Origin of the sequence: Pseudooceanicola marinus (genome assembly GCF_020177265.1) — a bacterium.
GTDB classification, from domain to species: Bacteria; Pseudomonadota; Alphaproteobacteria; order Rhodobacterales; family Rhodobacteraceae; genus Pseudooceanicola; species Pseudooceanicola marinus_A.
In genome coordinates this window covers 142002-166918 of sequence record NZ_JAIVMC010000001.1, presented here as the reverse complement: position 1 = coordinate 166918, position 24917 = coordinate 142002, and the positions used below count along the sequence as shown (strand labels likewise).

At 67.1% G+C, this 24917-nt stretch carries 18 protein-coding genes and 1 tRNA gene; 4 read left to right on the top strand and 15 right to left on the bottom strand.

Annotation, left to right across the window (positions count from 1 at the left end; all coding sequences use genetic code 11):
• Window positions 1–41: 41 nt before the first annotated feature.
• The 4 genes from LC066_RS00825 to recA form a co-directional block, all read right to left on the bottom strand.
• Window positions 42–824: a pyrroline-5-carboxylate reductase family protein gene (locus LC066_RS00825; protein WP_224896148.1), complete on the bottom strand. Its 783-nt coding sequence runs from the start codon at window positions 822–824 to the stop codon at window positions 42–44.
• A 111-nt stretch (window positions 825–935) separates the two neighbouring features.
• Complete coding sequence (locus LC066_RS00820) at window positions 936–1229, bottom strand: DUF1330 domain-containing protein (protein WP_085888037.1); 294 nt, start codon at window positions 1227–1229, stop codon at window positions 936–938.
• A gap of 11 nt (window positions 1230–1240) precedes the next feature.
• Window positions 1241–3895, bottom strand: coding sequence for an alanine--tRNA ligase (alaS, locus tag LC066_RS00815; protein WP_224896147.1), 2655 nt, complete (start codon window positions 3893–3895; stop codon window positions 1241–1243).
• Between the two features lie 272 nt (window positions 3896–4167).
• On the bottom strand, window positions 4168–5244 hold the full coding sequence (gene recA, locus LC066_RS00810; RefSeq protein WP_224896146.1) for a recombinase RecA: 1077 nt from the start codon (window positions 5242–5244) through the stop codon (window positions 4168–4170).
• Between the two features lie 191 nt (window positions 5245–5435).
• Here recA and LC066_RS00805 point away from each other — a divergent pair, with 191 nt between their 5' ends.
• Entirely contained in the window at window positions 5436–6035 is a 600-nt protein-coding gene (locus LC066_RS00805; protein ID WP_224896145.1) for a gamma-glutamyl kinase, read from the top strand.
• A 42-nt stretch (window positions 6036–6077) separates the two neighbouring features.
• On the opposite strand, the gene LC066_RS00800 is transcribed toward LC066_RS00805, so the two are convergent.
• From LC066_RS00800 to LC066_RS00790, 3 genes are all read right to left on the bottom strand, one after another.
• Window positions 6078–8465: an ATP-binding protein gene (locus LC066_RS00800; protein WP_224896144.1), complete on the bottom strand. Its 2388-nt coding sequence runs from the start codon at window positions 8463–8465 to the stop codon at window positions 6078–6080.
• A gap of 128 nt (window positions 8466–8593) precedes the next feature.
• A complete protein-coding gene (locus LC066_RS00795; protein WP_224896143.1) occupies window positions 8594–9757 on the bottom strand; it encodes an RsmB/NOP family class I SAM-dependent RNA methyltransferase in 1164 nt (387 codons plus the stop codon).
• A complete protein-coding gene (locus LC066_RS00790; protein WP_224896142.1) occupies window positions 9757–11169 on the bottom strand; it encodes an FAD-binding oxidoreductase in 1413 nt (470 codons plus the stop codon). Before LC066_RS00790 ends, LC066_RS00795 begins: the two co-directional genes overlap by 1 nt.
• 753 nt (window positions 11170–11922) lie before the next feature.
• On the opposite strand from LC066_RS00790, the gene LC066_RS00785 reads away from it, so the two are divergent.
• Window positions 11923–12849 (top strand): carbohydrate kinase family protein, encoded by a 927-nt coding sequence (locus tag LC066_RS00785; RefSeq protein WP_224896141.1) that lies wholly within the window; start codon window positions 11923–11925, stop codon window positions 12847–12849.
• Window positions 12850–12971: 122 nt separating this feature from the next.
• On the opposite strand, the gene LC066_RS00780 is transcribed toward LC066_RS00785, so the two are convergent.
• A complete protein-coding gene (locus LC066_RS00780; RefSeq protein ID WP_224896140.1) occupies window positions 12972–13925 on the bottom strand; it encodes a sugar-binding transcriptional regulator in 954 nt (317 codons plus the stop codon).
• Window positions 13926–14157: 232 nt separating this feature from the next.
• Window positions 14158–15606: an IMP dehydrogenase gene (guaB, locus tag LC066_RS00775; protein ID WP_222481042.1), complete on the bottom strand. Its 1449-nt coding sequence runs from the start codon at window positions 15604–15606 to the stop codon at window positions 14158–14160.
• A 247-nt stretch (window positions 15607–15853) separates the two neighbouring features.
• Here guaB and LC066_RS00770 point away from each other — a divergent pair, with 247 nt between their 5' ends.
• Both LC066_RS00770 and LC066_RS00765 read left to right on the top strand, forming a co-directional pair.
• Entirely contained in the window at window positions 15854–17902 is a 2049-nt protein-coding gene (locus LC066_RS00770; protein ID WP_224896139.1) for an ASKHA domain-containing protein, read from the top strand.
• Window positions 17903–18135: 233 nt separating this feature from the next.
• Window positions 18136–18209, top strand: a tRNA-Gly gene (locus LC066_RS00765).
• Window positions 18210–19110: 901 nt separating this feature from the next.
• Here LC066_RS00765 and LC066_RS00760 read toward each other — a convergent pair.
• From LC066_RS00760 to LC066_RS00735, 6 genes are all read right to left on the bottom strand, one after another.
• Entirely contained in the window at window positions 19111–19893 is a 783-nt protein-coding gene (locus LC066_RS00760) for a DUF1684 domain-containing protein (protein WP_224896138.1), read from the bottom strand.
• A gap of 15 nt (window positions 19894–19908) precedes the next feature.
• Window positions 19909–20670: an ABC transporter ATP-binding protein gene (locus tag LC066_RS00755; RefSeq protein ID WP_224896137.1), complete on the bottom strand. Its 762-nt coding sequence runs from the start codon at window positions 20668–20670 to the stop codon at window positions 19909–19911.
• Window positions 20667–21479, bottom strand: a complete 813-nt coding sequence (locus LC066_RS00750) for an ATP-binding cassette domain-containing protein (protein WP_224896136.1) — start codon at window positions 21477–21479, stop codon at window positions 20667–20669. The genes LC066_RS00755 and LC066_RS00750 overlap by 4 nt, the downstream gene beginning before the upstream one ends.
• A complete protein-coding gene (locus tag LC066_RS00745; protein ID WP_224896135.1) occupies window positions 21476–22324 on the bottom strand; it encodes an ABC transporter permease in 849 nt (282 codons plus the stop codon). Before LC066_RS00745 ends, LC066_RS00750 begins: the two co-directional genes overlap by 4 nt.
• Window positions 22324–23277, bottom strand: coding sequence for an ABC transporter permease (locus LC066_RS00740; protein WP_085890115.1), 954 nt, complete (start codon window positions 23275–23277; stop codon window positions 22324–22326). The genes LC066_RS00745 and LC066_RS00740 overlap by 1 nt, the downstream gene beginning before the upstream one ends.
• Before the next feature lie 76 nt (window positions 23278–23353).
• The gene (locus LC066_RS00735; protein ID WP_224896134.1) at window positions 23354–24883 is read right to left on the bottom strand and encodes an ABC transporter substrate-binding protein; all 1530 of its coding nucleotides are present in this window, start codon (window positions 24881–24883) and stop codon (window positions 23354–23356) included.
• Window positions 24884–24917 lie beyond the last annotated feature (34 nt).

Genomic DNA, 24917 nt, shown 5'->3' with positions numbered 1-24917 from the left:
GCGAGAGTATTTTCAGCTTTCGGATAAGAGAAAGGCGCGGGTCAGATGGTCCGCGCCTTTTCCGTTGCCGCCAATAGCGCCTCCGACAAGGCCGCATCGAACTCGCCCCGGCGCAGATGGGTCAGGCCGGCGGCAGTGGTTCCGGCGTAGTCGACCATCTCCTGCACCTGCCGAGCGGGCGTGGGCCCCTCCTTCAGCATCTCCCCCGAGGCCAGGAAGAGCTGCCGGATGGCACGAGTCGCGATCTCCTCGGGAATGCCCTGGGCCGTGGCATGGCGGATCATGCTGTCGGCGAAATAGGCGACAAAGCCCGGCACCGGGCCGGTCAGGGCGGTGAAATCGTCGATATGGGCCTCCTCCGCGATCTCATCCGTGGCGCCGATGGCGCCGAAGATACCCGTGGCCAGGGCGCGATCGCGGGCGGTGACCGCGCCGCCCGCGACCCAGGGGGTATAAGCCAACCGCCGCTCCGCCGCCGGGCTGGACATGGCCCGGATCACCCGGTGGGCGCCCGTGGCATGGCGCATCCCGTCGAGCGTCAGCCCCGCTACCACCGACAGGACCAGCCGGTCCGACAGATCCAGCGAAAGGGCAGGCACCACGGCGGGCGGCACCGCCAGCAGCACCACGTCGCAGGCCGCGCCGAGGGCCGCCAGGTCTGTGGTCTGGGTGACCGCCGCGCCCCCTTCCAGCGTGACGGTGGTGCCGCTGCGATTGGCCAGCCACAGGTTCGATCCGGGCAAGCCGCCCATCAACAGCCCCTGCGCCATGGCGCACCCCAATTGCCCGGTGCCTATGATGCCCAGGGTGATCTCTGACAGCATGGTGCCCTCCTTTGTCTCAGGCCAAGCGTAGCAGGAGGGCACAAACGAAAAAAGCCGCGCCCGAGGCGCAGCTTCTCTGGGTCTTTCGAAGATCGGGCCGGGGCCGGAGGATCACTCCTCGAAGGCCTCGACGATCATCAGGTCGCGTTCCGAGGCACCGCGGGCATGGCTGAGCGCCTCCTGGTAGTCGGGGCCGTGGTAGCAGGCCTCGGCCTCTTCCAGCGAGGGGAAGACGGCGACGACGTTGCGCGACTTCTCGTTGCCTTCCAGCCAGGTGTAGCGACCGCCACGGGCCAGGAACTTGCCGCCATGCTTGGCAATGGCGGGGCCGGCCAGCTTGGCGTAGCGGCCATAGGCCTCTTCGTCGGTCACATGCACATGGGCAATCCAGTAAGCCTGGGGCATCGTCTCTCTCCTTACGCTTCCAACACGGCGCGGCCCGCGGCCAGCGCCTGATCCGCACCGGCAAAGTCCTTGCCGCCGCCCTGGGCCATATCGGGGCGGCCACCGCCCCCCTTGCCGCCCACGGCCGGCACGGCGGCCTTCAGCACATCCACCGCCGAGACCTTGTCGGTCAGGTCGTCAGTGACGCCGCAGGCCACGGCGACCTTGCCGTCGTCCTCGGCCACCAGCAGCACCACGCCCGAGCCCAGCTTCTGCTTGTGGGCGTCGATCAGCGCGCGCAGGTCTTTGCCCGAGACGCCCTGCAGGGCCTGGCCCAGGAACTTGACGCCATTGACCTCTTCGGCCTCGGCACCACCACCCGAACCGCCGCCGCCCATGGCGATCTCGCGCTTCAGCTGGGCCACTTCGTTTTCCAGCTTGCGGCGCTCTTCCATCAGGGACTTCACGCGGTCCACCGCCTCGGTCCCCTGGGCCTTCAGCAGGCCCTCGATGGTCGACAGGGTCACGTCACGGCCGCGCAGTTCGGCCAGGGCAGCCTCGCCCGTCAGGGCCTCGATCCGCCGCACGCCCGCCGAGCTGGCGCTTTCGCCGGTCAGGGCAAAGGCGCCGATGTCGCCGGTGCGGGTGACATGGGTGCCCCCGCAGAGCTCGATCGACCAGGTTTTGCCGTCCTGGCCCTTGCCGGTGTCGGCCTGGCCCATGGAGACAACGCGCACCTCGTCACCGTACTTTTCACCGAACAGCGCCTGGGCGCCCAGGGCGCGGGCGTCATCCGGGGTCATGATCCGGGTCTCGACCGCCGTGTTCTGGCGGATGAAGGCGTTCACCTGGGCCTCGATGCGCGCCAGTTCCTCCGGGGTCACCGCCTGGGTGTGGGAGAAGTCGAAGCGCAGTCGTTCCGGCGCGTTCAGCGAGCCGCGCTGCGCCACATGGGCGCCGAGCGCCTCGCGCAGGGCCTCGTGCAACAGGTGCGTGGCCGAGTGGTTGGCGCGGATCTTCGAGCGGCGCGCGTGATCCACTTCGAGGATCGCGGACTGGGTCTTCTTCACCTGCCCCTCGACGACCTCGCCGATGTGCAGGAAGACGCCCTCGATCTTGCGGGTGTCGGTGATGCGAACCCGGCCGCCCTCGGTCCGGATCTCGCCAGTGTCGCCCACCTGGCCGCCGCTTTCGGCGTAGAACGGCGTCTGGTTCAGCACCAGGGTCACGCTCTCGCCCGTCTCGGCAGCCTCGGCCTGGGCGCCGTCCTTCACCACGGCGATGATCTGGCCCTCGGCGGTTTCGGTATCGTAGCCTAGGAAATCGGTGGCGCCGTGGGTTTCGGCGATGTCGAACCAGACGGCCTGGTCGGCGGCCTCGCCGGTGCCGGCCCAGGCGGCGCGGGCCTTGGCCTTCTGCTCGGCCATGGCGGCGTCAAAGCCTTCGGTGTCCACGGTGCGGCCCTGCTCGCGCAGCGCGTCCTGGGTCAGGTCGAGGGGGAAGCCGTAGGTGTCATAGAGCTTGAAGGCGGAGGTGCCGGGCAGTTCGGCGCCCTCGGGCAGGCCCGTCAGTTCCTCGTCCAGCAGCTTCAGCCCGCGGTCGAGGGTCTGGCGGAAACGGGTTTCCTCCAGCTTCAGCGTTTCCTCGATCAGCGGCTGCGCCTGACGCAGCTCGGGATAGGCCTCGCCCATCTGGCGGACCAGCTCCGGCACCAGGCGGTACATCAGCGGATCCTGCACGCCCAAGAGGTGCGCGTGGCGCGCGGCACGGCGCAGGATGCGGCGCAGCACGTAACCACGCCCGTCATTGCCCGGCATCACCCCGTCGGCGATCAGGAAGGAGGTGGAGCGCAGGTGGTCGGCGATCACGCGGTGATGGGTCTTGCCCGGCCCGTCCGGGTCGCTGCTGGTCGCATTGGCCGAGGCCTCGATCAGCGCGCGCATCAGGTCCGTGCCGTAGTTGTCGTTGGTGCCCTGCAGCAGGGCGGCCACCCGTTCGATCCCCATGCCGGTGTCGATCGACTGCATGTCGAGCGCCCGCATCGAGCCGTCCTCGAACTGCTCGTTCTGCATGAAGACGATGTTCCAGATCTCGATGAAACGGTCGCCGTCCTCTTCCGGGCTGCCCGGAGGGCCACCCCAGAACTTGTCACCATGGTCGAAGAAGATCTCCGAACAGGGGCCGCAGGGGCCGGTCGGGCCCATCTGCCAGAAGTTGTCGGAGGTATCGATGCGGATGATCCGGCTTTCCGGCACGCCGATCTTCTTCCACAGCTCATAGGCCTCGTCATCGGTGTGATAGACGGTGGTGTAGAGACGCTCGGGCGAGATGTCGAAATGCTTGGTCACCAGTTCCCAGGCAAAGGGGATGGCCTCGGTCTTGAAATAGTCGCCGAAGCTGAAGTTGCCCAGCATCTCGAAGAAGGTGTGGTGGCGCGCGGTATAGCCGACGTTGTCGAGGTCGTTGTGCTTGCCGCCGGCCCGGACGCATTTCTGCGCGGTGGTCGCTCGGGTGTAGTCGCGATGTTCGACCCCGGTGAAGCAGTTCTTGAACTGCACCATGCCGGAGTTGGCGAACATCAGCGTCGGGTCGTTCCGGGGAACCAGCGGCGAGGAGGGAACAATCGTGTGTCCCTGCTTCTCGAAGTAGTTCAGGAAGGTCGAGCGGATCTCGTTCAGCGTCTTCATTCTTGGCGGCCCTTGTCCCGGTTGCCTGACGGTTCCGTCGATTTAACGGGCGCAGGGGGCAGTGTCTACCGCCCCCGGGGACGCACGCGCGGATTTGACGGGTGACATGGGCCTTCCCTGCAGGCACGGGCCGGGGCGGCGGGTTTTCTGACGCTGCCACCGCCGCATCAGCCACCGGGCGCGCGGCGCGCGACCCGCCACAGACAACAGGGCTGCAAACGCAAAGAGCGGCCCGGGGGCCGCTCTCTACCAGGTCGTTATGACGGCGGGCCTCAGCCCTCCATCACGTCGCCATCGTCCTCCTCGGAGAAGTTCTCGCCGAACTCCAGCCCGTGGGCGGCACGGATCTTGTCCTCGATCTCGAAGGAGATGTCGGGGTTTTCCTTCAGGAAGGTCTTGGCGTTCTCACGCCCCTGCCCGATCCGTTCGTCGCCATAGCTGTACCAGCTGCCCGATTTCTCGACCACGCCGGCCTTCACGCCCATGTCGATCAGTTCGCCGGTCTTTGAGATGCCTTCGCCATACATGATGTCGAATTCCACCTGCTTGAACGGCGGCGCCACCTTGTTCTTCACCACCTTGACGCGGGTGGAGTTGCCGACCACCTCGTCACGGTCCTTGATCGCGCCGATGCGGCGGATGTCCATCCTGACGGAGCTGTAGAACTTCAGCGCGTTGCCGCCCGTCGTGGTTTCGGGGCTGCCGAACATCACGCCGATCTTCATGCGGATCTGGTTGATGAAGATCACCGTGCACTTGGTGCGGCTGATCGAGCCGGTCAGCTTGCGCATCGCCTGGGACATCAGACGCGCGTGGACACCGACAGAGCTGTCGCCCATGTCGCCTTCCAGTTCCGACTTGGGCGTCAGGGCCGCGACCGAGTCGACGATGACCATGGAGACGGCGCCCGAACGCACCAGCGTATCGGTGATCTCCAGCGCCTGTTCGCCGGTGTCGGGCTGCGAGATCAGCAGCTCGTCCAGGTCGACGCCCAGCTTGCGGGCATAGCCCGGGTCCAGCGCATGTTCGGCGTCGACGAAGGCGCAGACGCCGCCCTTTTTCTGTTCCTCGGCCACGCAATGCAGCGTCAGCGTGGTCTTGCCCGAGCTTTCGGGCCCATAGATCTCGACGATGCGGCCCTTGGGCACGCCGCCGATCCCGAGCGCGATGTCGAGGCCCAGCGAGCCGGTCGACGTGGCCTCGATCTCCTGGATGGCGTCCTTGCCCCCCAGCTTCATGATCGAGCCCTTGCCGAACTGGCGTTCGATCTGGGACAGCGCCGAATCCAGCGCCTTCTGCTTGTTGGGGTCTTTTTTGGAGTTCATGGAGAGTAGATCTGCCGTTGCCATTCTCTGCTTCCTTATTTCACACCCTGCCTGGGGCAGCAATGAGCGCTTATGTTCGCCTCTTGTTCCCCACTGTATGGGGGCAAAAAGAGAACATTTCAATCGAATTCTTCAGCTTCCGACTTTGCGGAGCCAGGGTTAAGGAGTAGTTTACGTGCGCAAATGCAGGGGCCAGGACGGCCAAGGGGGTTGAAATGATGGTATTTTCCAAGGCCCGGCTGGTGTTCCTGTCGGTGCCCAAAACCGGAACAACCGCCTACGAATCCGCCCTCGGCCCGCTGGCCGATATCCTGGTGTCGAATCCGCCCGAGCTGAAACACGCCCCCGTCTATCGCTACAATCGGTTCTTCCGGCCCATGCTGGAGAAGTTTGTCGGTGAAGATCTGGACGTTCTGGCCGTGGTGCGCGAGCCGATCTCCTGGCTCGGCTCCTGGTATCGGTTCCGGCAGCGGCCCTTCATGGCCGGCAAACCCAATGCCACCCATGATCTGAGCTTCGACGACTTCGTCGTGGGCTATTGCAAGGGACAGCGCCCGGGCTTTGCCAACGTCGGCAGCCAGGCCAAGTTCCTGGAACCCGCCGGCAACGGCACCTGCGCCACGAAGCTGTTTCGCTACGAGGATCAGGCCGGGTTGCGCGCCTGGCTGGAAGAGCGGCTGGAGACCCGGATCGAGACGACACGGGAAAACGTCTCCCCCGAGATGGACCTGGCCCTGTCGCCCGAAGTGGAGGCCAAGCTGCGGCGCAAGCAGGCCGAGGAATTCGCGCTCTACGACAGCATCCCCATCGCCTGACCCCGGCGGGCGCACCGCCCGGGCGGCCCCTGCCCGGCCTGGTCAGTCGCCCGACACGGCGCCACGCGCCAACTGGCGCTGCACCGTCTCGGTCAATTCGGCCAGGGAAAAAGGCTTGGGCAGGAAGACCGACCCGTGGATGCGCCGGGCCGAGTCGGCAAAGCTGTCCTCGGCATAGCCGGAGACGAAGACAACCCGCGTCTCGGGCCGGGTTTTCAACGCCTCGCGCACCCAGCTGGGCCCGTCCATGCCGGGCATGATCACGTCGGTGACGAAGATGTCGATGTCACGGTCGGTGGCAGCCAGCAACTCCAGCGCCTGTTCACCGCTTTCGGCCTCCAGCACGTCATAGCCGCGCAGGCGCAGGGCCCGGCCGGCAAAGGCGCGCACAGGCGCCTCATCCTCCACCAGCAGGACCACGCCCTCGGCGCGCGCGGGCATCTCCGCCTCGACCGGTCCGGCGGGGGCCACATCGGACGACGCCTCCGCCTCCCGCGCGGGGAAGAGCAGCGTGAAACAGGTGCCCTCGCCCGGGGTGCTGTCGATGAAGATGAAACCACCCGATTGCTTGATGATCCCGTAGGCGGTCGACAGGCCCAGGCCTGTCCCCTCGCCCACGCGCTTGGTGGTGAAGAAGGGCTCGAACACCTTCGGCAGCTTGTCGGGCGGAATGCCGTGGCCGGTGTCGCTGACCCGCACCTGGACATACTCCCCGGGCGCCACCACGGCGCGGTCGCGGCGCATTTCGCCGTCGAGGTGCAGCAGCTCGGTCTGTATGCGGATCTCGCCGCCCTCTGGCATCGCGTCGCGGGCGTTGACCACCAGGTTCATCAGCACCTGTTCCAGCTGCCGCTTGTCTGCCCGGATCTGCGGCAGCAGCGGATCATGGCTCAGCGACAGGGTCACCTTCTCCCCCACCAGGCGGTTCAGCAGGTGGGTCAGATCCGACAGCGTGTCGCGCAGGTCCAGCGGTTCGGGCCGCAGGGTCTGCTTGCGCGAAAAGGCCAGCAGCTGTCCGACCAGGGACGCAGCGCGGTTGGCGTTCTGGTTGACCTGGATGAGGTCGGCGTAATCCGGGTCCCCAGGATCGTGGCGCAGCAACAGCAGGTCGCAATGGCCGGTGATCGCGGTCAGCAGGTTGTTGAAGTCATGCGCCACGCCCCCGGCCAGCTGGCCGATGGCCTGCATCTTCTGGCTCTGGACGAACTGCGCCTCCAGCGTCTTGAGCTCGGTCGCGTCCGACAGCACGGCGATCAGCGCGCTGCGCCCCTCGTGCACCACCGGCTTCACCGCCACCTGAACGAAGACCTCACGTTCGGAATGCGACAGGCGCAGGAACTCCGAGTGCGGCTTGCTCTGCCCGTCCACCGGCTGCCCGGCGGCCTCAGCCAGCCACTCCGGGATCGACCGACCCAGCCCCTCCATCAGCTCCCCCAGCACCGCGTCAGGGCGGGGGCCGATGGACAGCAACTGGCAGGCAGCGGCATTGGCCAGCTCGATCTCCCCCTCGACCGACAGGCGCAGAATCGGCACCGGCAGGGCGTCGACCATGGACCAGATCAGCTCGCTGCCCCGCGCCACGGGCCGCGCCCGGTCGGCGGGCAGCAGCAGCACCTCGCGCCGGCCACCGACGCGGGGGGCAGAGCGCAGGAACCGCTCCTCCGTGCCGCTGGCGGTGCGGATCACCACGCGCCCCTCGGCGCGCTCCGGGTCCTCCGGCCCCTCGACCACCAGATCTTCCAGGTGCCGTACCCGGCCGCCGGCCAGGTCCCGCGCGGCGTCATTCATGTAGAGCACCGCATTGCCCCGCCCCAGCGACAGCATCGGCAGGGCGCCGCCCTCCGCGGCCAGGGGCCCGCCCAATTCTTCCAGGCGCCAGAGGATGCGATGCGCGGCCCGCCCCGCCGCCCTGTCCAGAACCTGGGCGCTGAGACGAAGGTGTCCGACCCGGCCCACCAGGTCCTCGCGCACGGAGCCGCGATCCTGCAGCTCCATCCGCAGGCGGCGCAGCACGGCCGCCGGCTGGGCCAGACGCGGCTCCAGCGCCGCCTCCAGCGTCTCGGCCGTGCCACCGGGCAGCATGTCCCGGGCAACACGGTTGGCAAAGAGAAGATCGTTTTCCGGTCCGGTGATCAGGACCGCGGCCGGGTCATTTTCCAGCACCGCCTCGACCGAGGCGCGGAGGCCCTGCCTCGTGGCGGCCCCGTCCAGCGCCGGGGCCTGCGCCCCCTGAGGCCAGAAGGCCAGCCAGCCCAGCACCAGGGCCAGGCTTACCCCGCTCAACAGGAAGGCCAGGGTCAGGATCGGGTCGGGCACCACGGAGGCGACGATGACAAAGACCAGGCTGAGCCCGAACAGCAGCGGCGCCCGCGCGCCAAGGGCACGCCGGGCCAGCTCTGTCCGTTCCGCTGCCAAGCCGGTCTGGGCCACCTTGCCTCCTGTCGCCAAACTCTGCTCCGCAGCTTGCGCCGGCAGGATTTAAGCGATGGTTAACAGGACACAGGGTAACGTCGCCGCGCCGAGCGGAACACGCCCGTTCACCGCGCAGAGATGGGACATTAGTCGCGCAATAGTTGCGATACGTAGAAGCCGTCACCGCCGTCCAGCGGCGTCAGTCGCCGTTCGCTGTCCTGCCGCCAACCGGGCGTGCGGTTCAGAAAGGCCTGGATCTGCGCGGCGTTCTCGGCATCGAAGAGCGAACAGGTCGCATAGGCCAGCCGCCCGCCCGGGGCGACCAGGGGCGCGGCCGCGTAAAGGATCTGCGCCTGGATCGCCGTCAGCTCTTCCAGCCGGTCCCGGGTCAGGCGCCACTTGCCCTCGGGCGCGCGCCGCCAGGCACCGCTGCCGGAACAGGGCACGTCGCAGAAGACCAGATCGAAGGGGCCATGGGCGGCCAGATCGTCGCTGTCCAGCAGGGTGACACGCAGCCCGGCGCGGCGAGCGCGGGCCGGCAGGTCCTTCATCCGCTGGGGTGCCGCGTCATGGGCGTGCAGGCGCAGTTCGGCCCGGGCGCCGAGGGCCAGCGACTTGCCGCCGCCGCCCGCGCAATAGTCCAGCACGCGCTGCCCGTCGGCCAGCGGCACCGCTTCGCAGATGGCCTGGCTGCCCGCGTCCTGCATCTCGAACCGGCCATCCTCGTAGGCGGCGGTGCGCTGAAGCTTGCGGGCCCCCTCGGTGACCTCCAGCGCGGCCTTGGCCAGCTCCATCGGCTGCGCAGTGATACCCTCGTCCGCCAGCTCCGTCTGCAGGGCACCGCGGGTCGTCAGACGGCGGTTCACCCGGATCTGCACCGGGGCCCGGGCGCGCAGCACGTTGGCCACGGCCAGGGCGTCGTCGCCCAGAGAGGCCTCGAAGTCGGGACGGACCCAGTCGGGGATATCGGCCCAGCCGGCCTCGTCCTCGCTCAGCCCCTGCCCGGTCTCGGCCTCGGTCAGCGGTGCCGGCGCGTGCCCTTCGCCGGTGAAAACCCCTGCCGGGTCCTGCCTGGAATCGCGCAGCATCCCGGCCATCAGGCCGCGCCCGGTCCGCGCCCCTCCCAGCAAGGCGAAGGAGCCCATGCAGCGCAGCGCGTCGAACACGTGGTCCCGGATCGCCGCGCGATCCTTGGACCCGGCGAAGCGGGCGCCTCGCGCCCAAGAGGTCAGCGCCTTCTCGGCGGCCTCCCCTTCCAGCACGCGGTCGAGGATCTCGGCGGCGGCGGCAATACGGGCGGCGGGCTGCATCAGGCGGCCCCGTCGGTCATGGCGAAGATCTTGCCCGGGTTCAGGATGCCCTTGGGGTCCAGCGCCGCCTTCACCGCGCGCATGGCGACCAGCGCGGGGCCGACCTCTTCGGCCAGGGCGCCCATCTTGCCCTGCCCGATCCCGTGTTCGCCGGTGCAGGTGCCGCCTGCCGCCTGGGCGCGCAGGGTGATGGCGTGCAGGAAGTCCTCGACCCGCGCGGCCTCGTCCGCATCCTCCGGGTCGGTCATCAGAACGACGTGGAAGTTACCGTCACCCACGTGGCCAAGGATGGTGCCGATCAGCCCCTTGGCCTGCAGGTCCGCCTGCGCGGCGGAGATGTTCTCCGCCAGGGCAGAAATCGGCACGCAGGCGTCACTGACCAGCCCCTTGCAGCCCGGCCGCAGCGCCAGCGCGGCCCAGTAGCTGTCGTGGCGCGCCGCCCACAGCTTGTTGCGGGTATCGGGATCGGTCGACCAGTCGATATGGGTGGCCCCGGCATCGCGGGCGATCTCGGCGAAGGTCTCGGCGGTGTCCTGCGCCACGACCTCGGTGCCCGTGCATTCGAAGAACAGCGTTACGGTCTCTTCCAGGTCCAGCTTGGAATAGGCGTTGCAGGCGCGGATCTGCATGGCGTCCAGCAGTTCCACCCGGCCGATGTCCAGCCCCATCTGGACCAGCAGGATGACGGCGGAGACGGCGCTGTCGAGATCGGGGAAGGCCGCGATGCCCCCCAGCACGGTTTCCGGGATGCCGCGCAGGCGCAGGGTCGCCTCGGTGATCACCCCCAGGGTCCCTTCGGAGCCGATCATCATCCGCGTCAGATCATATCCGGCGGAGGATTTCGCCGCGCGGGAGCCGGTGCGAATGACGGTGCCGTCGGCCAGGACCACCTCCAGCGCCAGCACGTTGTCGGCCATGGTGCCATAGCGGACGGCATTGGTGCCGGACGCCCGGGTGGCGCACATGCCGCCGACCGAGGCGTCGGCGCCGGGGTCGATGGGGAAGGTCAGGCCGGTGGCCCGCAATTCCTCGTTCAGCCGCTTGCGGGTGATGCCGGGCTGCACCACGGCCAGCAGATCCTCGGGGTGGGTTTCCAGAACGGCGGCCATGCGGCTCATGTCCAGGGACACCCCGCCCTGAGGCGCGTTCAGCTGCCCCTCCAGGGACGACCCCGCGCCGAAGGGAATGACCGGCACGCCCTGGGCCCAGCAGGTTCGCAGGATCAGCGACACCTCTTCGGTGCTTTCCGGCCAGACCACCATGTCGGGCGCCTGGGTGCCGCGGCCCGTCGCCGTGTTGGCGTGCTGTGCGCGGATCGCGGCGCCGGTCTGAAGCCGGTCGCCGAAGGCCTCGGCCAGGGTCGCGTGCACGGTGGCGATTGCGGTTTCACGCGGTTGTACCGTCTGGGTCATCAAAGCCTCCTGCGCTGCGCAAACGATCTACCGGGCGCAGTCGCGGGCCGGGCCGCCTGCGCGCGGGACCAGAGGCCTTTCCCCTAAACCGCCCGCCGGGAGGAGGCAAGCGGGACCGCCCGCACAGGCCTCCAGAGGCGTGTACACCACGATTGAGCGCCAACGCGGACGGGAGAGCGGTGCGAGCCTCAAGAAATCTACACGCCGGACATTTCACCCACTATTTCAAGAAGTTAAACAACAAAACTTACAAACATCATCAAACACCGCCACCTTTCCGCGCTTCCGCGGCCGCACACACCGGCGCGACAAGTCGATGCGCTTTCCACCCCTAAGCCTTTTCCAGGGCCGCAAAAAACATATCCACCTTGTCTCCACATCTCCGTCCCGCGACCGTCCACAGATCCAGGCCCCCGGCGCCAGTTGAATGGCCACGACGCGTGGAGCTTCACGCGACACCACAGGTTATAGTCACAACACATTGCAATTCGGAGATTTCCAACACCCCGCCACTACCTTCTCAGGCCTACAAAACGGCGGCCCCACGGCGCAGACGATCCAGGCAAGCCCCCTGTTCCGCCAGCCTTTTTCATGTCGAGCTGCCAAAACATACCAGCTCATCCCCAGAGTTATCCACAGGCTTCTCCCAAGTGGGGATGACCCGGCTTGGTAGCGATAACGCTTTCTCTCGCCCCGCGCGTCGGAATGCCTTATGCCTGCCCGCGAAACACCATCCCGGAGGAGGACCCGCTGATGCTGATCTGTTGTGGCGAAGCCCTGATCGACATGATCCCCGCGAAGACGAAGGACGGCCAGGACGCCTACGTGCCCCACGTGGGCGGCGCCGTCTTCAACACCGCCATCGCCCTCGGCCGCCTGGGCACCGAGGTCGGCATGATCTCGGGCATTTCCACCGACCCCTTCGGAGAGCGGCTGAAGGAGGCCCTGGGCGCATCGGGCGTCGACACCACCCGCCTGATCCGTGCCGACCGTCCCACCACCATGGCCTATGTGACACTTCAGGAAGGCAGCGCAAGCTACAGTTTTCACGATGAAAATTCCGCCGGCCGAATGATCGCGCCGGAGGACCTTCCGGCGCTGCCCGAGACCTGCGAGGCGCTTTACTTCGGGGGGATCTCCCTGGCGGTCGAACCGGGGGCGGAGACCTACGCCACCCTCTGCGCCCGGGAATGCGCGGACCGCGTGGTGATGATCGACCCGAACATCCGCCCCGGCTTCATCCGCGACGAGGCCGCCTTCCGGGATCGCATGGAGCGGATGCTGGGCCAGGCTGACATCATCAAGATTTCGGACGAGGACCTGGACTGGCTGCACCCTGGGGCCGAAGGGTCCAGCGAGAAGGCCCGCGCCCTGCAGGCGCAGACCGGCGCGCTGGTGATCCTGACGCGAGGCGCGCGCGGGGCCGAGGCCTTCCACGCCGGGGGCGAGATCCAGGTGCCCGCCCGCACCGCCGAGATGGTCGATACCGTGGGCGCCGGGGATACCTTCAATGCCGGTGTCCTTGCAGAGCTTTCCGCGCGCGGCCGGCTCAGCAAGGCCGACCTGGCTGCGATCGACGAGACCGATCTGCGCGCCGCGCTCGACTTCGGCGCACGGGTCGCGGCTGTCACCGTCTCTCGGGCCGGCGCGAACCCGCCCTGGCGGTCCGAGCTCGACTGACAGGCCCCGATCTCTTGTCATTTCCGGCATTTCGGCCGGGAATGACAAGCCCAGCCACCTGCCCTGGCTAGGAGACGCTTGTTCTTTCTGAACATTTCCAACCGCTTGGGGCGGCGATCGGTTCAGTGGTCGAGCAGCGCGCGCGCCGTCGCCTCGTCGGTTACCAGGCCCTGCAACAACCCGCCCCGCAGAGCCGCCTTCAGCGGGGCGACCTTGTTCGGGCCCGCCGCCAGGCCGATCACCCGCGTGCGGCCAAGCGGCATGCGGATGCTCAGCATGCGGCGGTTGCAGGGATGGTCGATGTAGCGGCCTTCCGCATCGAAGGCATGACCGCAGAGCTCTCCGACCGCGCCCGCTGCCCGCAGGCTCTCGACGTCCGACGGAGACAGACTGTCAGCCAGGGGCAGCGGCGTGGCAATCACGCCAACCCCGACAAAGGCGGTGCCAGCCGTGGCGACCAGATCCCGAGCCTGGCGCACATGGGGCATCTCCCTGTACTGCGCCACCTCCGCCGCTTCACCCGCCATGAGCGGCACCGGAAGAAGATGCGGCGGGGCGCCGACCCGTTCGGCGACACGCATCAGGGCCTCGTGGAACCCCGCCGCCCCGTCCGGAGCGACATTGCCGACCAGGGACACCAGCCGATGATGGCGCGCGTCCATGCTTTGCATTTCCTCGGCCATGGCGTTCATGGCCTTGCCGCAGGCCAGACCCACGACCCGAGGCGTCTGGTCCGCCAGGATCCGCTCCAGCACCTGGGCGGCAAAGGGCGCGATGGCCGCGACCGGATCGGTGCCCTCCCCCAGCCCCGGCGCCACACGAACGAGTTTAAGATCAAAACGCGCCGCGAGATCGCGCTGCAGTTCCTCGCAAGCGGCGATCGGATGCTCGATCCGCACCTGGACCAGCCCCTGCTGCGTTGCCCGCGCCACCAGGCGCTGTACGCGCTGGCGCGAAATCCCCATTTCACGCGCGATCTGGTCCTGCCGCATCCCGCCCCGATAATAAAGCCAGGCCGCCCGCGCCGCATCATCATCGCGCGTGCGGTCCCCGTCCTCTGCGTATCCCGTCCCCATGGTACCCTTCGGTCAAATATTCGTCCCCGCCGGAACAATGCTGTATACCCGTACGAAGTGCAAAGGCTTACCGGCAAGAAGACCAAGGCATGCCACCTCCAGCTGTCTCGCCTCAGAGCACCTGATCGGGAAAAGGCGCAGCATGCTCGACCTTGCTGCACGGCACGAAAAAGGGCCGGTGCGCCTTCGCGCAACCGGCCCTTTGCGGGGTCACGGGCGTGAGGTCCGAGCCTCAGCCGATACGGTAGTTCGGGCTTTCGCGGGTGATGCGCACGTCATGGACGTGGCTTTCCGACAGGCCCGCGTTGGTGATCTTCACGAACTGGCAGTTCGCGCGCATTTCCTCGACCGTGGCGCAACCGGTGTAGCCCATGGCGGCGCGCAGACCACCGACCAGCTGATGGATCACGGCGCCGGCTGGGCCCTTGTAGGGCACCTGCCCCTCGATCCCTTCCGGCACCAGCTTGTCGCTGGCCGCGTCCTTCTGGAAGTAGCGGTCGGCGGAGCCGCGTGCCATGGCGCCAAGGGAGCCCATGCCGCGGTAGGATTTGAACGACCGGCCCTGGTAGAGGATCACCTCGCCCGGGGATTCGTCAGTGCCGGCGATCATGCTGCCGACCATGGCGCAGCTGGCGCCTGCGGCGATGGCCTTGGCGAAGTCGCCCGAGAACTTGATGCCGCCGTCGGCGATGACGGGCACGTCGCCCGCCGCCTTGGCGCAATCCATGATTGCGGTCAGCTGCGGCACGCCCACGCCCGCGACCATGCGGGTGGTGCAGATGGAGCCCGGCCCGATACCGACCTTCACCGCATCCGCCCCGGCGCCGATCAGCGCCTTGGTGGCCTCGGCGGTGGCGACGTTGCCGGCGATGATCTGCACCTCGTTCGACAGCGCCTTGGCGCGTGCCACCGCATCCACCACGCCGGCGCTGTGGCCGTGGGCGGTGTCGATCACCAGGATATCGACGCCCGCGTCAACCAGCGCCTCGGAGCGTTCAAAACCCGCGTCGCCCACGCCGGTGGCCGCGGCCACGCGCAGGCGGCCCAGGTCATCCTTGCAGGCCGTGGGGTTCAGCACGGCCTTCTCGGTGTCCTTCAGGGTCAGCAGGCCGGTCAGCTTGCCGGTCCCATCGGTGACCAGCAGCTTCTCGATCCGGCGCTCGCGCATCATGTCGATGGCGCGGTCGCGGTCGGCGGGCTCGTGCAGGATGGCCAGGTTGTCCTTGGTCATCATCACCTTGACCGGGGTCTCGTCCTTCTGGGCGAAACGCATGTCGCGGTTGGTGACGATGCCGACCACCTTGTGGTTTTCATCCACCACCGGGAAGCCGGTAAAACCGTACCGCTCGGTCAGGGCCTTGGCGTCGGCCAGGGTCTGATCCGGGGTCAGGGTGACAGGGTTGTAGACGATGCCGCTCTCGAACCGCTTCACCCGGCGCACTTCCTGCGCCTGCTTTTCCAGGTCGAGGTTCTTGTGGATCACGCCGATCCCGCCAGCCTGGGCCATGGTGATGGCCATGCGCGCCTCGGTCACGGTATCCATGGCCGAGCTGAGCAGCGGGATGTTCATCGAAATCCGCTTGGTGACGCGGGTCTTGGTATCCGCGGTACTGGGCAGGACCGACGAGGCCGCCGGAACTAGAAGAACATCATCGAAGGTGAGAGCCTCGCGAATCTCCATCGGGTCACTCCATGGACAAGATCACTTGGCGCCTCCCTATTACATGTCTCGGACGCAGGGGAAAGGCGAAATCATGCCCCTGCGGAGCTTGCATGACGGGCATGCGGAGAGGCGGTTCCGGCGGCCCCGGGCACCGGCCTGCACGGGCTGCCTATGTCGGGACTGCGCCCCGGCGCGTCGGGGACAGGCCCGCGCCGCCCCACGCCACCGCCTAGGCTGGGGTCAGGACAACCCGCGGAAGGCCCCCATGACCGATCCCGACCCGCTCGTCATCTTCACCCCCTCGGGCAAGCGGGGACGGTTCCCCGTGGGCACACCGGTGCTGACCGCCGCCCGCCAGCTGGGGGTGGATCTCGATTCCGTCTGCGGCGGGCGCGGCATCTGTTCCAAATGCCAGGTGACGCCGGCCTATGGCGATTTCCCGAAACACGGGGTGCACGTCACCGACACGGCCCTGTCCCCCTGGAACAGCGTCGAGGCGCGTTACGACAGCACCCGCGGTCTGCCCGAGGGGCGGCGGCTGAGCTGCCAGGCCCAGGTGCAGGGGGACGTCGTCATCGACGTGCCGGCCGAAAGCCAGGTCCACCGCCAGGTGATCCGCAAGCGGGCGGAGACCCGCGCCCTGACCATGAACCCCGCCACCCGGCTGCACTTCGTCGAGGTGGCGGAGCCCGACATGCACGATCCCTCCGGCGATTTCGAGCGGCTCTCCGCAGCGCTGGAGGCCCAATGGGGCGTCACCGGGCTGACCGCCGACCTATCGATGCTGTCGGCGCTGCAGGGCGTGCTGCGCAAGGGCAACTGGCGGGTGACGGCGGCGGTCTACCGCGACCACACCGGCGCCGCGCCGCGCCTGCTGCACCTCTTCCCCGGCCTGCACGAAGACGGGCTGTACGGGCTGGCCATCGACCTCGGCTCCACCACCATCGCGGCGCATCTGACGGATCTGGAAACAGGCGAGGTGCGCGCCGCCTCGGGCCTGATGAACCCGCAGATCCGCTTCGGCGAGGACCTGATGAGCCGCGTGTCCTACGTGATGATGAACCCCGGCGGCGACACCGAGATGACAAACGCCGTGCGCGGCGCCCTGTCGGACCTCGCGGCGGAACTGGCGCGTGACGCCGGGATCGACCCGGCGCTGATCGTCGAGGCGACGCTGGTCTGCAATCCGGTGATGCACCACCTTGCGCTTGGCATCGACCCGACGGAGCTGGGCCAGGCGCCCTTCGCGCTGACCACCTCCTCCGCCCTGTCCCTGCCTGCGGCCGAGCTGGGCTTTGCCGCCATCAACCCGCGTGCGCGGCTCTATATCCTGCCCTGCATCGCCGGGCATGTGGGCGCGGATGCCGCTGCCGTCGCCCTGTCGGAGGCCCCGGAGAAATCCGAGGACCTCGTGCTGATCATCGACGTCGGCACGAACGCGGAGATCCTTCTGGGCAACACCAGCCGCGTGCTGGCCTGCTCCTCCCCGACCGGACCAGCCTTCGAGGGGGCGCAGATCTCCTCCGGGCAGCGCGCCGCGCCGGGGGCCATCGAGAAGGTGGAGATCGACCCGGTGACGAAGGAGCCGCGTTTCCGCGTGATCGGGATGAAGCGCTGGTCCGACGATCCCGGTTTCGCCCCCCGCGTGGCCGCCACCGGGGTCACCGGGATCTGTGGCTCCGGCATCATCGAAGCCCTGGCCGAAATGCGCATGGCCGGCATCATGGATGCCTCGGGCCTGATCGGATCGGCCGAACAGACCGGCAGCGCGCGCTGCATCCCAGACGGGCGCACGCATGCCTACGTGCTGCACGACGGTCGCGCCGAGGGCGGGCCGCTGATCACCGTGACCCAGGGCGACGTGCGGGCGATCCAGCTGGCGAAATCCGCGCTCTACGCCGGCGCCCGGCTGCTGATGGACGAGATGGGGGTCGAGCGTGTAGACCGCGTGGTGCTGGCCGGGGCCTTCGGGGCCCATATCTCCGCCAAACACGCCATGGTGCTGGGCATGATCCCCGATGTCCCGCTGGCGCGGGTGACCTCGGCCGGCAATGCCGCCGGCACCGGCGCCCGGATCGCGCTGTGCGACATTGCGGCCCGCGCCGCGATCGAGGGCAACGTGGCCCGCATCACCAAGATCGAGACCGCCATCGCGCCGGCCTTCCAGGCCCATTTCGTCGCCGCCAACGCCCTGCCCCACGCCAGCGATCCCTTCCCGGAACTGGCCAAGGTGGTGCAGCTGCCCGATGTCAGCTTCAACACCGGCGGCAGCGGCGCAGACGGCGGCGGGCGGCGCAGGCGGCGGCGCGGCTGAGGCTGAGGCCGCGCCCGGATCTCGCCCCGCCTCCGTCCAAGGGCGCGCGCCTCGGCCTCGCGCGCCCCGCCCCTGCTTCACCTCGTCCAAAATACTCCGGGGGGAGTCGCGCCCCGCGCGACGGGGGCGGAGCCCCCTCCTCCATTTCCCCGTAGCGCCACCGCCAACCGCCTGACGCCTCTCACTTCCCGCTTGACGCGACCGGGGGCTTGGCATACCTCAACTCTCGCGCGGCGGGTATGATGTAATGGTAGCCTGTCAGCTTCCCAAGCTGAACGCGCGGGTTCGATTCCCGCTACCCGCTCCATTCCCGATCACAAAATCATTATATTTCCGTCTCTTAAGTACAAAAGTGTCCCATGCAGGATTTGCACGTGGGACACATCGGCCGCTGAACGGCCGCGAGATGGACGCGACCGATGGATCGAACTTCCCTTTGCCCCTGCTAAACGACGCGAAATCCCAGACCGATCCTCGGATCGACGACGTCAAATAGTCTCTCCTCGTCTCCGCCAAACCTCCGGGTCTGCATCAGTCGTCCAGTGGACAATAGCGGCCTTGGCCCACGTTCGTCAGTACGCAGAATAAGGCGCCGCCCGAGGCCCGATCGGCCATCCGGCCTTTCAACTGCGCATGAACCGCATTGTCGGCGCCTGAATCCACTAGAGCACTCCTCACCTCCCCAGCACCCGTTCCCTAGGCACAAGCCATGCCTGAACGTCTTAAGAAGCGCGCTATTTCCCCCACAAGTTCAACAAAGCAGGTGACGCCGGCCAGCGGATTGCGGCGGCGGCGATAGTAAAGGCAGAGCAAGGCAAGCAGCGGCGTTCAAGCGCCCATCTTCCGCAATAACCACCCCGCCTCGAAGACCTCCGCTCATCTCTTGCCAAGAAGACACCCGATGCCGATACCGTTCAGTACGGAAAGATATGCTTGAGTGGTCCGCACTTCTACCGGCCGGATCGAGACGGAGCATTCGTCGAGTTGTTCAATCGCCTTACGGCTATCCGCGCCGGAGGACATTCAAGCCTTGCTCGCCCACAACCGCACCCGAACTACAAAGTCGACCTGATCGCATCGCTGGAAGCGACGCTGCTGTTACGTATCAGGTCTGCGGGACCAAGCACCAGTGTCATCGCGCGGAGCCTGTATGCATCGCCACGGCATCATCCGAGTATCGAAACTGCGCGAATAGGGATCGCCGTCTATCAGAGACGGCGTTCACCTGCTTCAATCCGCACCGGAAAGAGGTTTTCGCGCGGAGGCAGCGGGCAGACCGCATGGGCGGTAAAGGCGCAGGGCGGGTTGGTCGCCCGGTTGAAATCGAGCACCACGGTGTTCTCCGTGACCTCCTCGCCGAAGACAAAGCGCATATGCGCGTAGGTATCGTCGAGCGAGGTCAGGTCGCGGAACACGAACTGCGGCCTGTCGGCGGTGCCATAGGTCGGCAGCATGGCCATCTCGCGGCCCGCGAATTCGAATCTCGCCACATGGGTCACCGGCACCTGCGTGGGCACGCCGATGATCGTGTCGAGCGTCAGGCTCATTGGTTCGGGCAGCGGCTCCCAGCGGGCCGTGATCCGCAAGGCCGGGTCCAGCGGAAAGAACGCGATTGGCTTCATCTGTGCCGCCGCCTCGGATTCCGCATCGCGGATACGCAGCGCGCGCAGCTCATTGAGGGAGGTGATCTCCAGCAGAAAGCGATCTACCCGCCAGGCAAACGCACCCGCCGCCTTGTCGAGCGCGATTGCCTCGCCATCCATGCCTTCAAAGAGACCGGTATCGTCGGCGTTCAGGGTCAACCGGCCCAGCAACTCTGGCCCGACGGGCAATTGCACGTCACAGGCCGCACCGCGCCCGATGGTAGGCGTGCCGGGGGTCACCCACCAACGGCCCAGCAGGTTCAGCCAGCCGTCCTCGGCCGTCAGCTTGGCCATGCGGGTCTCGAACCAGGCAGCATGCGCCTGTTGGAACTCTGGGGAAACGGTCATGTCATATCCTTGAAACTAGAGGGCCACGGGGCCTTCCGGCATCCGCGGGATGCTGGCCAGAAGGCTTTGGGTATAGGCATGCTGCGGATTGCGCAGGATCTCGGCGGTGGCGCCCGCCTCCACGATCCGACCGCGATCCAGCACCACCATCTGGTCACAGAGCGCGGCGACGACCCCCATGTCATGCGACACGAAGACCATCGTCATCTTCTCGGAAATTTCCTGGAACAGGTCGACCACCCGCACCCGCGTTGACAGGTCGAGCGCGCTCACCGCCTCGTCGGCCAGCACCAGTTCGGGCCGGGCCACGATGGCGCGAGCAATGGCGATCCGCTGCCGCTGCCCGCCGGAAAACTGGTGCGGAAACCGATCGAGCGTATCCGCGCTCAGCCCGACCGAGGCAATCGCCTCCTCGGCCATCCTGCGGTGATCACCGGGCACCTTGAGCGAGCGCAGCGGTTCCGACACGATCCGCCCGATGCGGTGCGCCGGATTGAGCGAGGAATACGGATCCTGGAACACCGCCTGCACCCGCTTGCGATAGCCCTGCATGTAATGCCGGTTGCGCGCCTCCAGCGGTGCGCTGTCGAACAGGATCCGCCCCTGCTGCGGGCTGTCCAGCCCCAGCATCAGCCGCAACAGCGTCGATTTTCCAGATCCGCTCTCTCCCACCAGGCCCACGTTGGCACCCCGCGGCACGGTAAAGGAGATATCCTCCAGCACACGGCGGCCAGGGCCATAGGCAAAGCCGACATTCTCCAACGACATCAATGTCATGGCTGTCCCTCCAAGGCCTGGTCAAACCGGCGTGCGGCCGCCACGAGACTGCGGGTATAGCTGTCTTCTGGCCGTGTCAGCACCTGCTGCGCAGGCCCCGTCTCGATACTCCGTCCGTCGCGCATGACCATCACGCGCTCGGCCACCTGCCCCACCACGGCCAGATCATGGCTGATGAACAGCAGGGCGATGCCCAGGTCCTCGACCAGCGCGGTGATCAGGCGCACGATTTCCGCCTGGGTCGTCACGTCGAGCGCGGTTGTCGGTTCGTCCGCGATCAGCAGGCGCGGCTGGCAGGCCAGCGCCATGGCAATCGCCACCCGCTGCCGCTGGCCGCCCGATACCTCGTGCGGATAGGATCGTATCAGCCGCTCCGGCTCGGGCAGCCGCACCTGCTCCAGCAGGGTCTGCACCTCCCGCGCGACAGCGGCCCGGCCGGCATCCTGCCCCTTGCGTTTCAGGCGGCGACGTACCGGCCCGGCGATCTGCCGGCCCAGCGGCATCAGCGGATCCAGCGCCGTCAGCGGCTCCTGGAACACCGTGGCCACAGCGTCGCCGCGCATCCGCACAAGGCGTTTCTCCGGCGCGCCGATGATCTCCTCGCCGGCCAGCGTGATGCTGCCCGCGGGCCGGATCGATGGTTCCAGCAGCCCGGTGACCGCCAGCGAGGTCAGCGATTTGCCCGAACCGCTCTCACCGATCAGGCCGAAACGCTCGCCTGGGGCGATGGAAAAGGACAGGTCCTCCACCAGCACCTTGTCCGGGGTGGCCAGTGTCAGGCCGCGCACAGTCAGAAGATCGCCCATCATCCATCCCTCCGTGCCGGGTCGAAACGGTCGCGCAGCCCGTCAGCCAGCAGGTTGATCCCGATCACCAGCGCAAACAGCGCCAGGCCGGGCAACACGGCGCCCCATGGCGCGGTATAGACCGTGCCCTGCGCCTCCTGCAGCATCCGCCCCCAGCTTGCATTGGGCGGTGGCGCGCCCAGCCCGAGATAGGACAGCGAGGCCTCGGCCATCACGGCCAGGCCGAACTGCAACGCCAGGTTCACGCCCAGGAAGGGCACGATATTCGGCAGGATGTGCCAGTAGACGATGGCCCCCCAGGAGGTGCCCGAGACCCGCGCCGCGGTGATGTAATCCTGTCCCAGCACCTGTTTCGTCAGGATCCGCGTGATCCGGCCGACGATGGGCGACAGGCCGATGCCAAGCGCCAGGATCGCCGTCCCGAGAGAGGCCTCTTCGCGCGCGGCCACCACCAGCATGGCAATCAGCAGCGTCGGAAAGGCGATCAGAATATCGAAGAAGGCCGCCAGCGCATCATCTAGGAACCGCGTGGCAAAGGCAGCGAGGATCCCGGTCGCCACGCCGATCACCGCGCCGATGGCCACGGCACCGCAGCCGACGATCAGCGCGATCCGCGCCCCGATCATCAACTGGGTGAACAGGTCGCGGCCCAGGCGGTCGGTGCCCGCCCAATGCGCCGCGCTCGGCGCCTCCAACCGTCCGCCGGCCATGTCCGACAGCGCATAGGGCGTCCAGAAGAACGACACGATCCCAGCGAGGACGATCACCCCCACCAGGATCAGTCCCAGCCAGAAAGTAGCGTTGCCCCGCCGCCGCCGGGGCGGCAGTTCGGTGCTTTCAGCAGACATCAGCGGGCCTCCTTGCGCAGACGCGGATCAAGTACCCGTTGCAGGATATCCGCTAGGAACCCGGTCAGCAGAACCAGCAGGGTTGAAACGATCAGAACGCCTTGGATGTTCGGATAGTCCCGCTGCTGGATCCCTAGCAACAGCATGGAGCCCATGCCCGGCAGCGAGAACACCTGCTCCACCACAACGGCCCCAAGGAAAGTGGTCGACAGCTCGATGCCCAGCACCGAGACTACCGGCACCGCCGCGTTGCGCAGCCCGTGGCGCATCAGCGCGCCAGTATGACTCTCGCCCAGCGCCCGCGCGGTGCGCAGGAAATCCGATCCCAGCACCTCCAGCGTCGCCGCACGCACGTAGCGCATAAGCGAGGCCGACATGACAATGGCGATGGTCAGCACCGGTAGCACCATAGACTCGATGGCGCGCCCCGGATCGGCATAGCCCCGCAGCGGGAACCCCCCTGAAGGCAGCAGCCGCAGGTTCAGCGAGAATTCATAGACCAGCAGGATGCCCAGCCAGAACACCGGCACCGCGATGCCGACCTGCGAGACCACCGACAGCAGCAGCCCGTACCAGCGATCGGCCTTCACCGCGGCCAGGATCCCGAGTGGAATGGCAATCACCAGCGCCAGCACGAAGGCGGCCAGTGTCAGCGGAAGCGTCACGCTCAGACGCCGCGATATCTCGTCGAGCACCGACGAACGCGACACGAAGGAATTGCCGAGGTCGAACCGCGCAAGATCCCCCAGGTAGGACAGGAACTGGACGCCGAGCGGCTGATCAGACCCAAGTTGCGCTTGCGCCGCGGCAATCTGCTCGGGTGTGGCGCCCACGCCGACAAGCGCGTTCGCGGGATCCCCCGGCAGCAGGCGCAACAGCACGAAGAGCACCACCGCGGCAATGAACAGCGACAGCAGCAGGATCACCAGCCGTCGCAAAATGTATCTGAGCATTTTGATCCCGTTCCCCGGACGTTTCGGGGCCACGCCCTATGGCGCGGCCCCTTTTCATAGCGCGCGATCAGAGGCCTCAGTCAGCCTTCTGGATATCATACGCGAAGAACTGCGAGTTCAGGCCGTTCAGCGGATAGCCAGAGACGTTCGACGTGGAGACGACGATCTGCGGGTACAGGTACAGCCACATGCTGGCGGCATCCTCGGCGATGATCTTGTTCGCCTCGGTCAGCATCTCGGTCTGTTCCTCCATGCTGTGCGCGCTCTCGCTTTCGCTGATCAGCCGGGTGACCTCGGGGTTGTCGTAGCCCCAGTAGAAATCCGGGTTGCCGTAGAAAACGATGTCGCGGTGGTTCACGTGTTCCTGCAGGGTCGCATCGAAATCATGCGCCTTGTAGATCTTGGTGTACCACTCGTTGGCCGTGATGATGTTGATCTTCACGTCCACGTCGACCTTGGCCAGCTCGTTCTGCAGGAACTGCGCCACCACGGGATGCGGATCGTAATCCGGCGTGTCGAGGGTGAAGGAGAAACCATCGGGATAGCCCGCCTCGGCCAGCATCTCCTTGGTGCTTTCCGGATCGTAGGCGTTCACGTCGTTCAGATCGACGTACCAGGGGTCGGTCGGCGGCACGAAGGACCCGATCAGGGTGCCATAGTCGCCCCAGATCGCCTGCAGCAGCTTTTCCTTATCCACGGCGCGCGACAGGGCCGCCCGCACCTGGGCATTGTCGAAGGGCGCGACGCGGTCGTTGTAGGCCATCAGCTCCTTGGTGGTGGAGGCACCTTCGGACACCGTGAAATCCGGGTTGTCGGTGAACATCGACAGCGCGTCCGGGCTCTGCACCGAGGTGATGATGTCGACCGCGCCGGTCAGCAGCGCATTGTTCTGCGCCGTCGCGTCGGTGAAATACTGGAACATCACGCCGCCATTGGTGGGCTCTTCGCCCCAGTAGTCCTCGAAGGGCACCATGGCCAGGGCCGAGCCGCGCCGCCATTCCTGCAGCGTGTAGGGGCCGGTACCGTCCTCGCTGGCGCTGATGTCGCCGGCGTCGTCATTGACGATCCAGACATAGGACAGGTTGTAGGGCAGCGAGATCGAGGGGGCGCTCAGGGTCACCACCACGGTCTTGTCGTCCGGGGTCTCGATGCTGTCGATCACCGTCAGGGTCTTCTTGCGCGAACTGGCGGAATTTTCCGCGGTGACCCGCTCGATCGAGCTTTTCACGTCGGCAGAGGTCATCTTCTCGCCGGAATGGAAGGTCACACCGTCTTTCAGCGTGAAGGTATAGGTCAGCCCGTCGTCGCTGATCTCGTAGCTGTCCACCAGCTTGGGTTCGACATCACCGTCGTCGGTGAGAACGAAGAGGCCTTCGTAGACGTTGCCGTTGAAGGCCTCGTTGATACCCTGGCCCGCGCCCTGGGTGTTGTCGAGGTTCTGCGGCTCGTAGAGCGATCCGATGTTCACTACGGCCTGCGGGTCGTAGTCCTGCGCCATGGCAGCGGCGGAGGACAGCGCAAGGGCGGAAACGGCCGTCAGCGTCGCAAGGGCGGCCCGGCCGCGCGCAAGCGGCGCACCGAAAGACATGTCTGTTCTGGAGAGCATGGGGAAGTCCTGTTGGTTCTTGTTGGCGGACGAT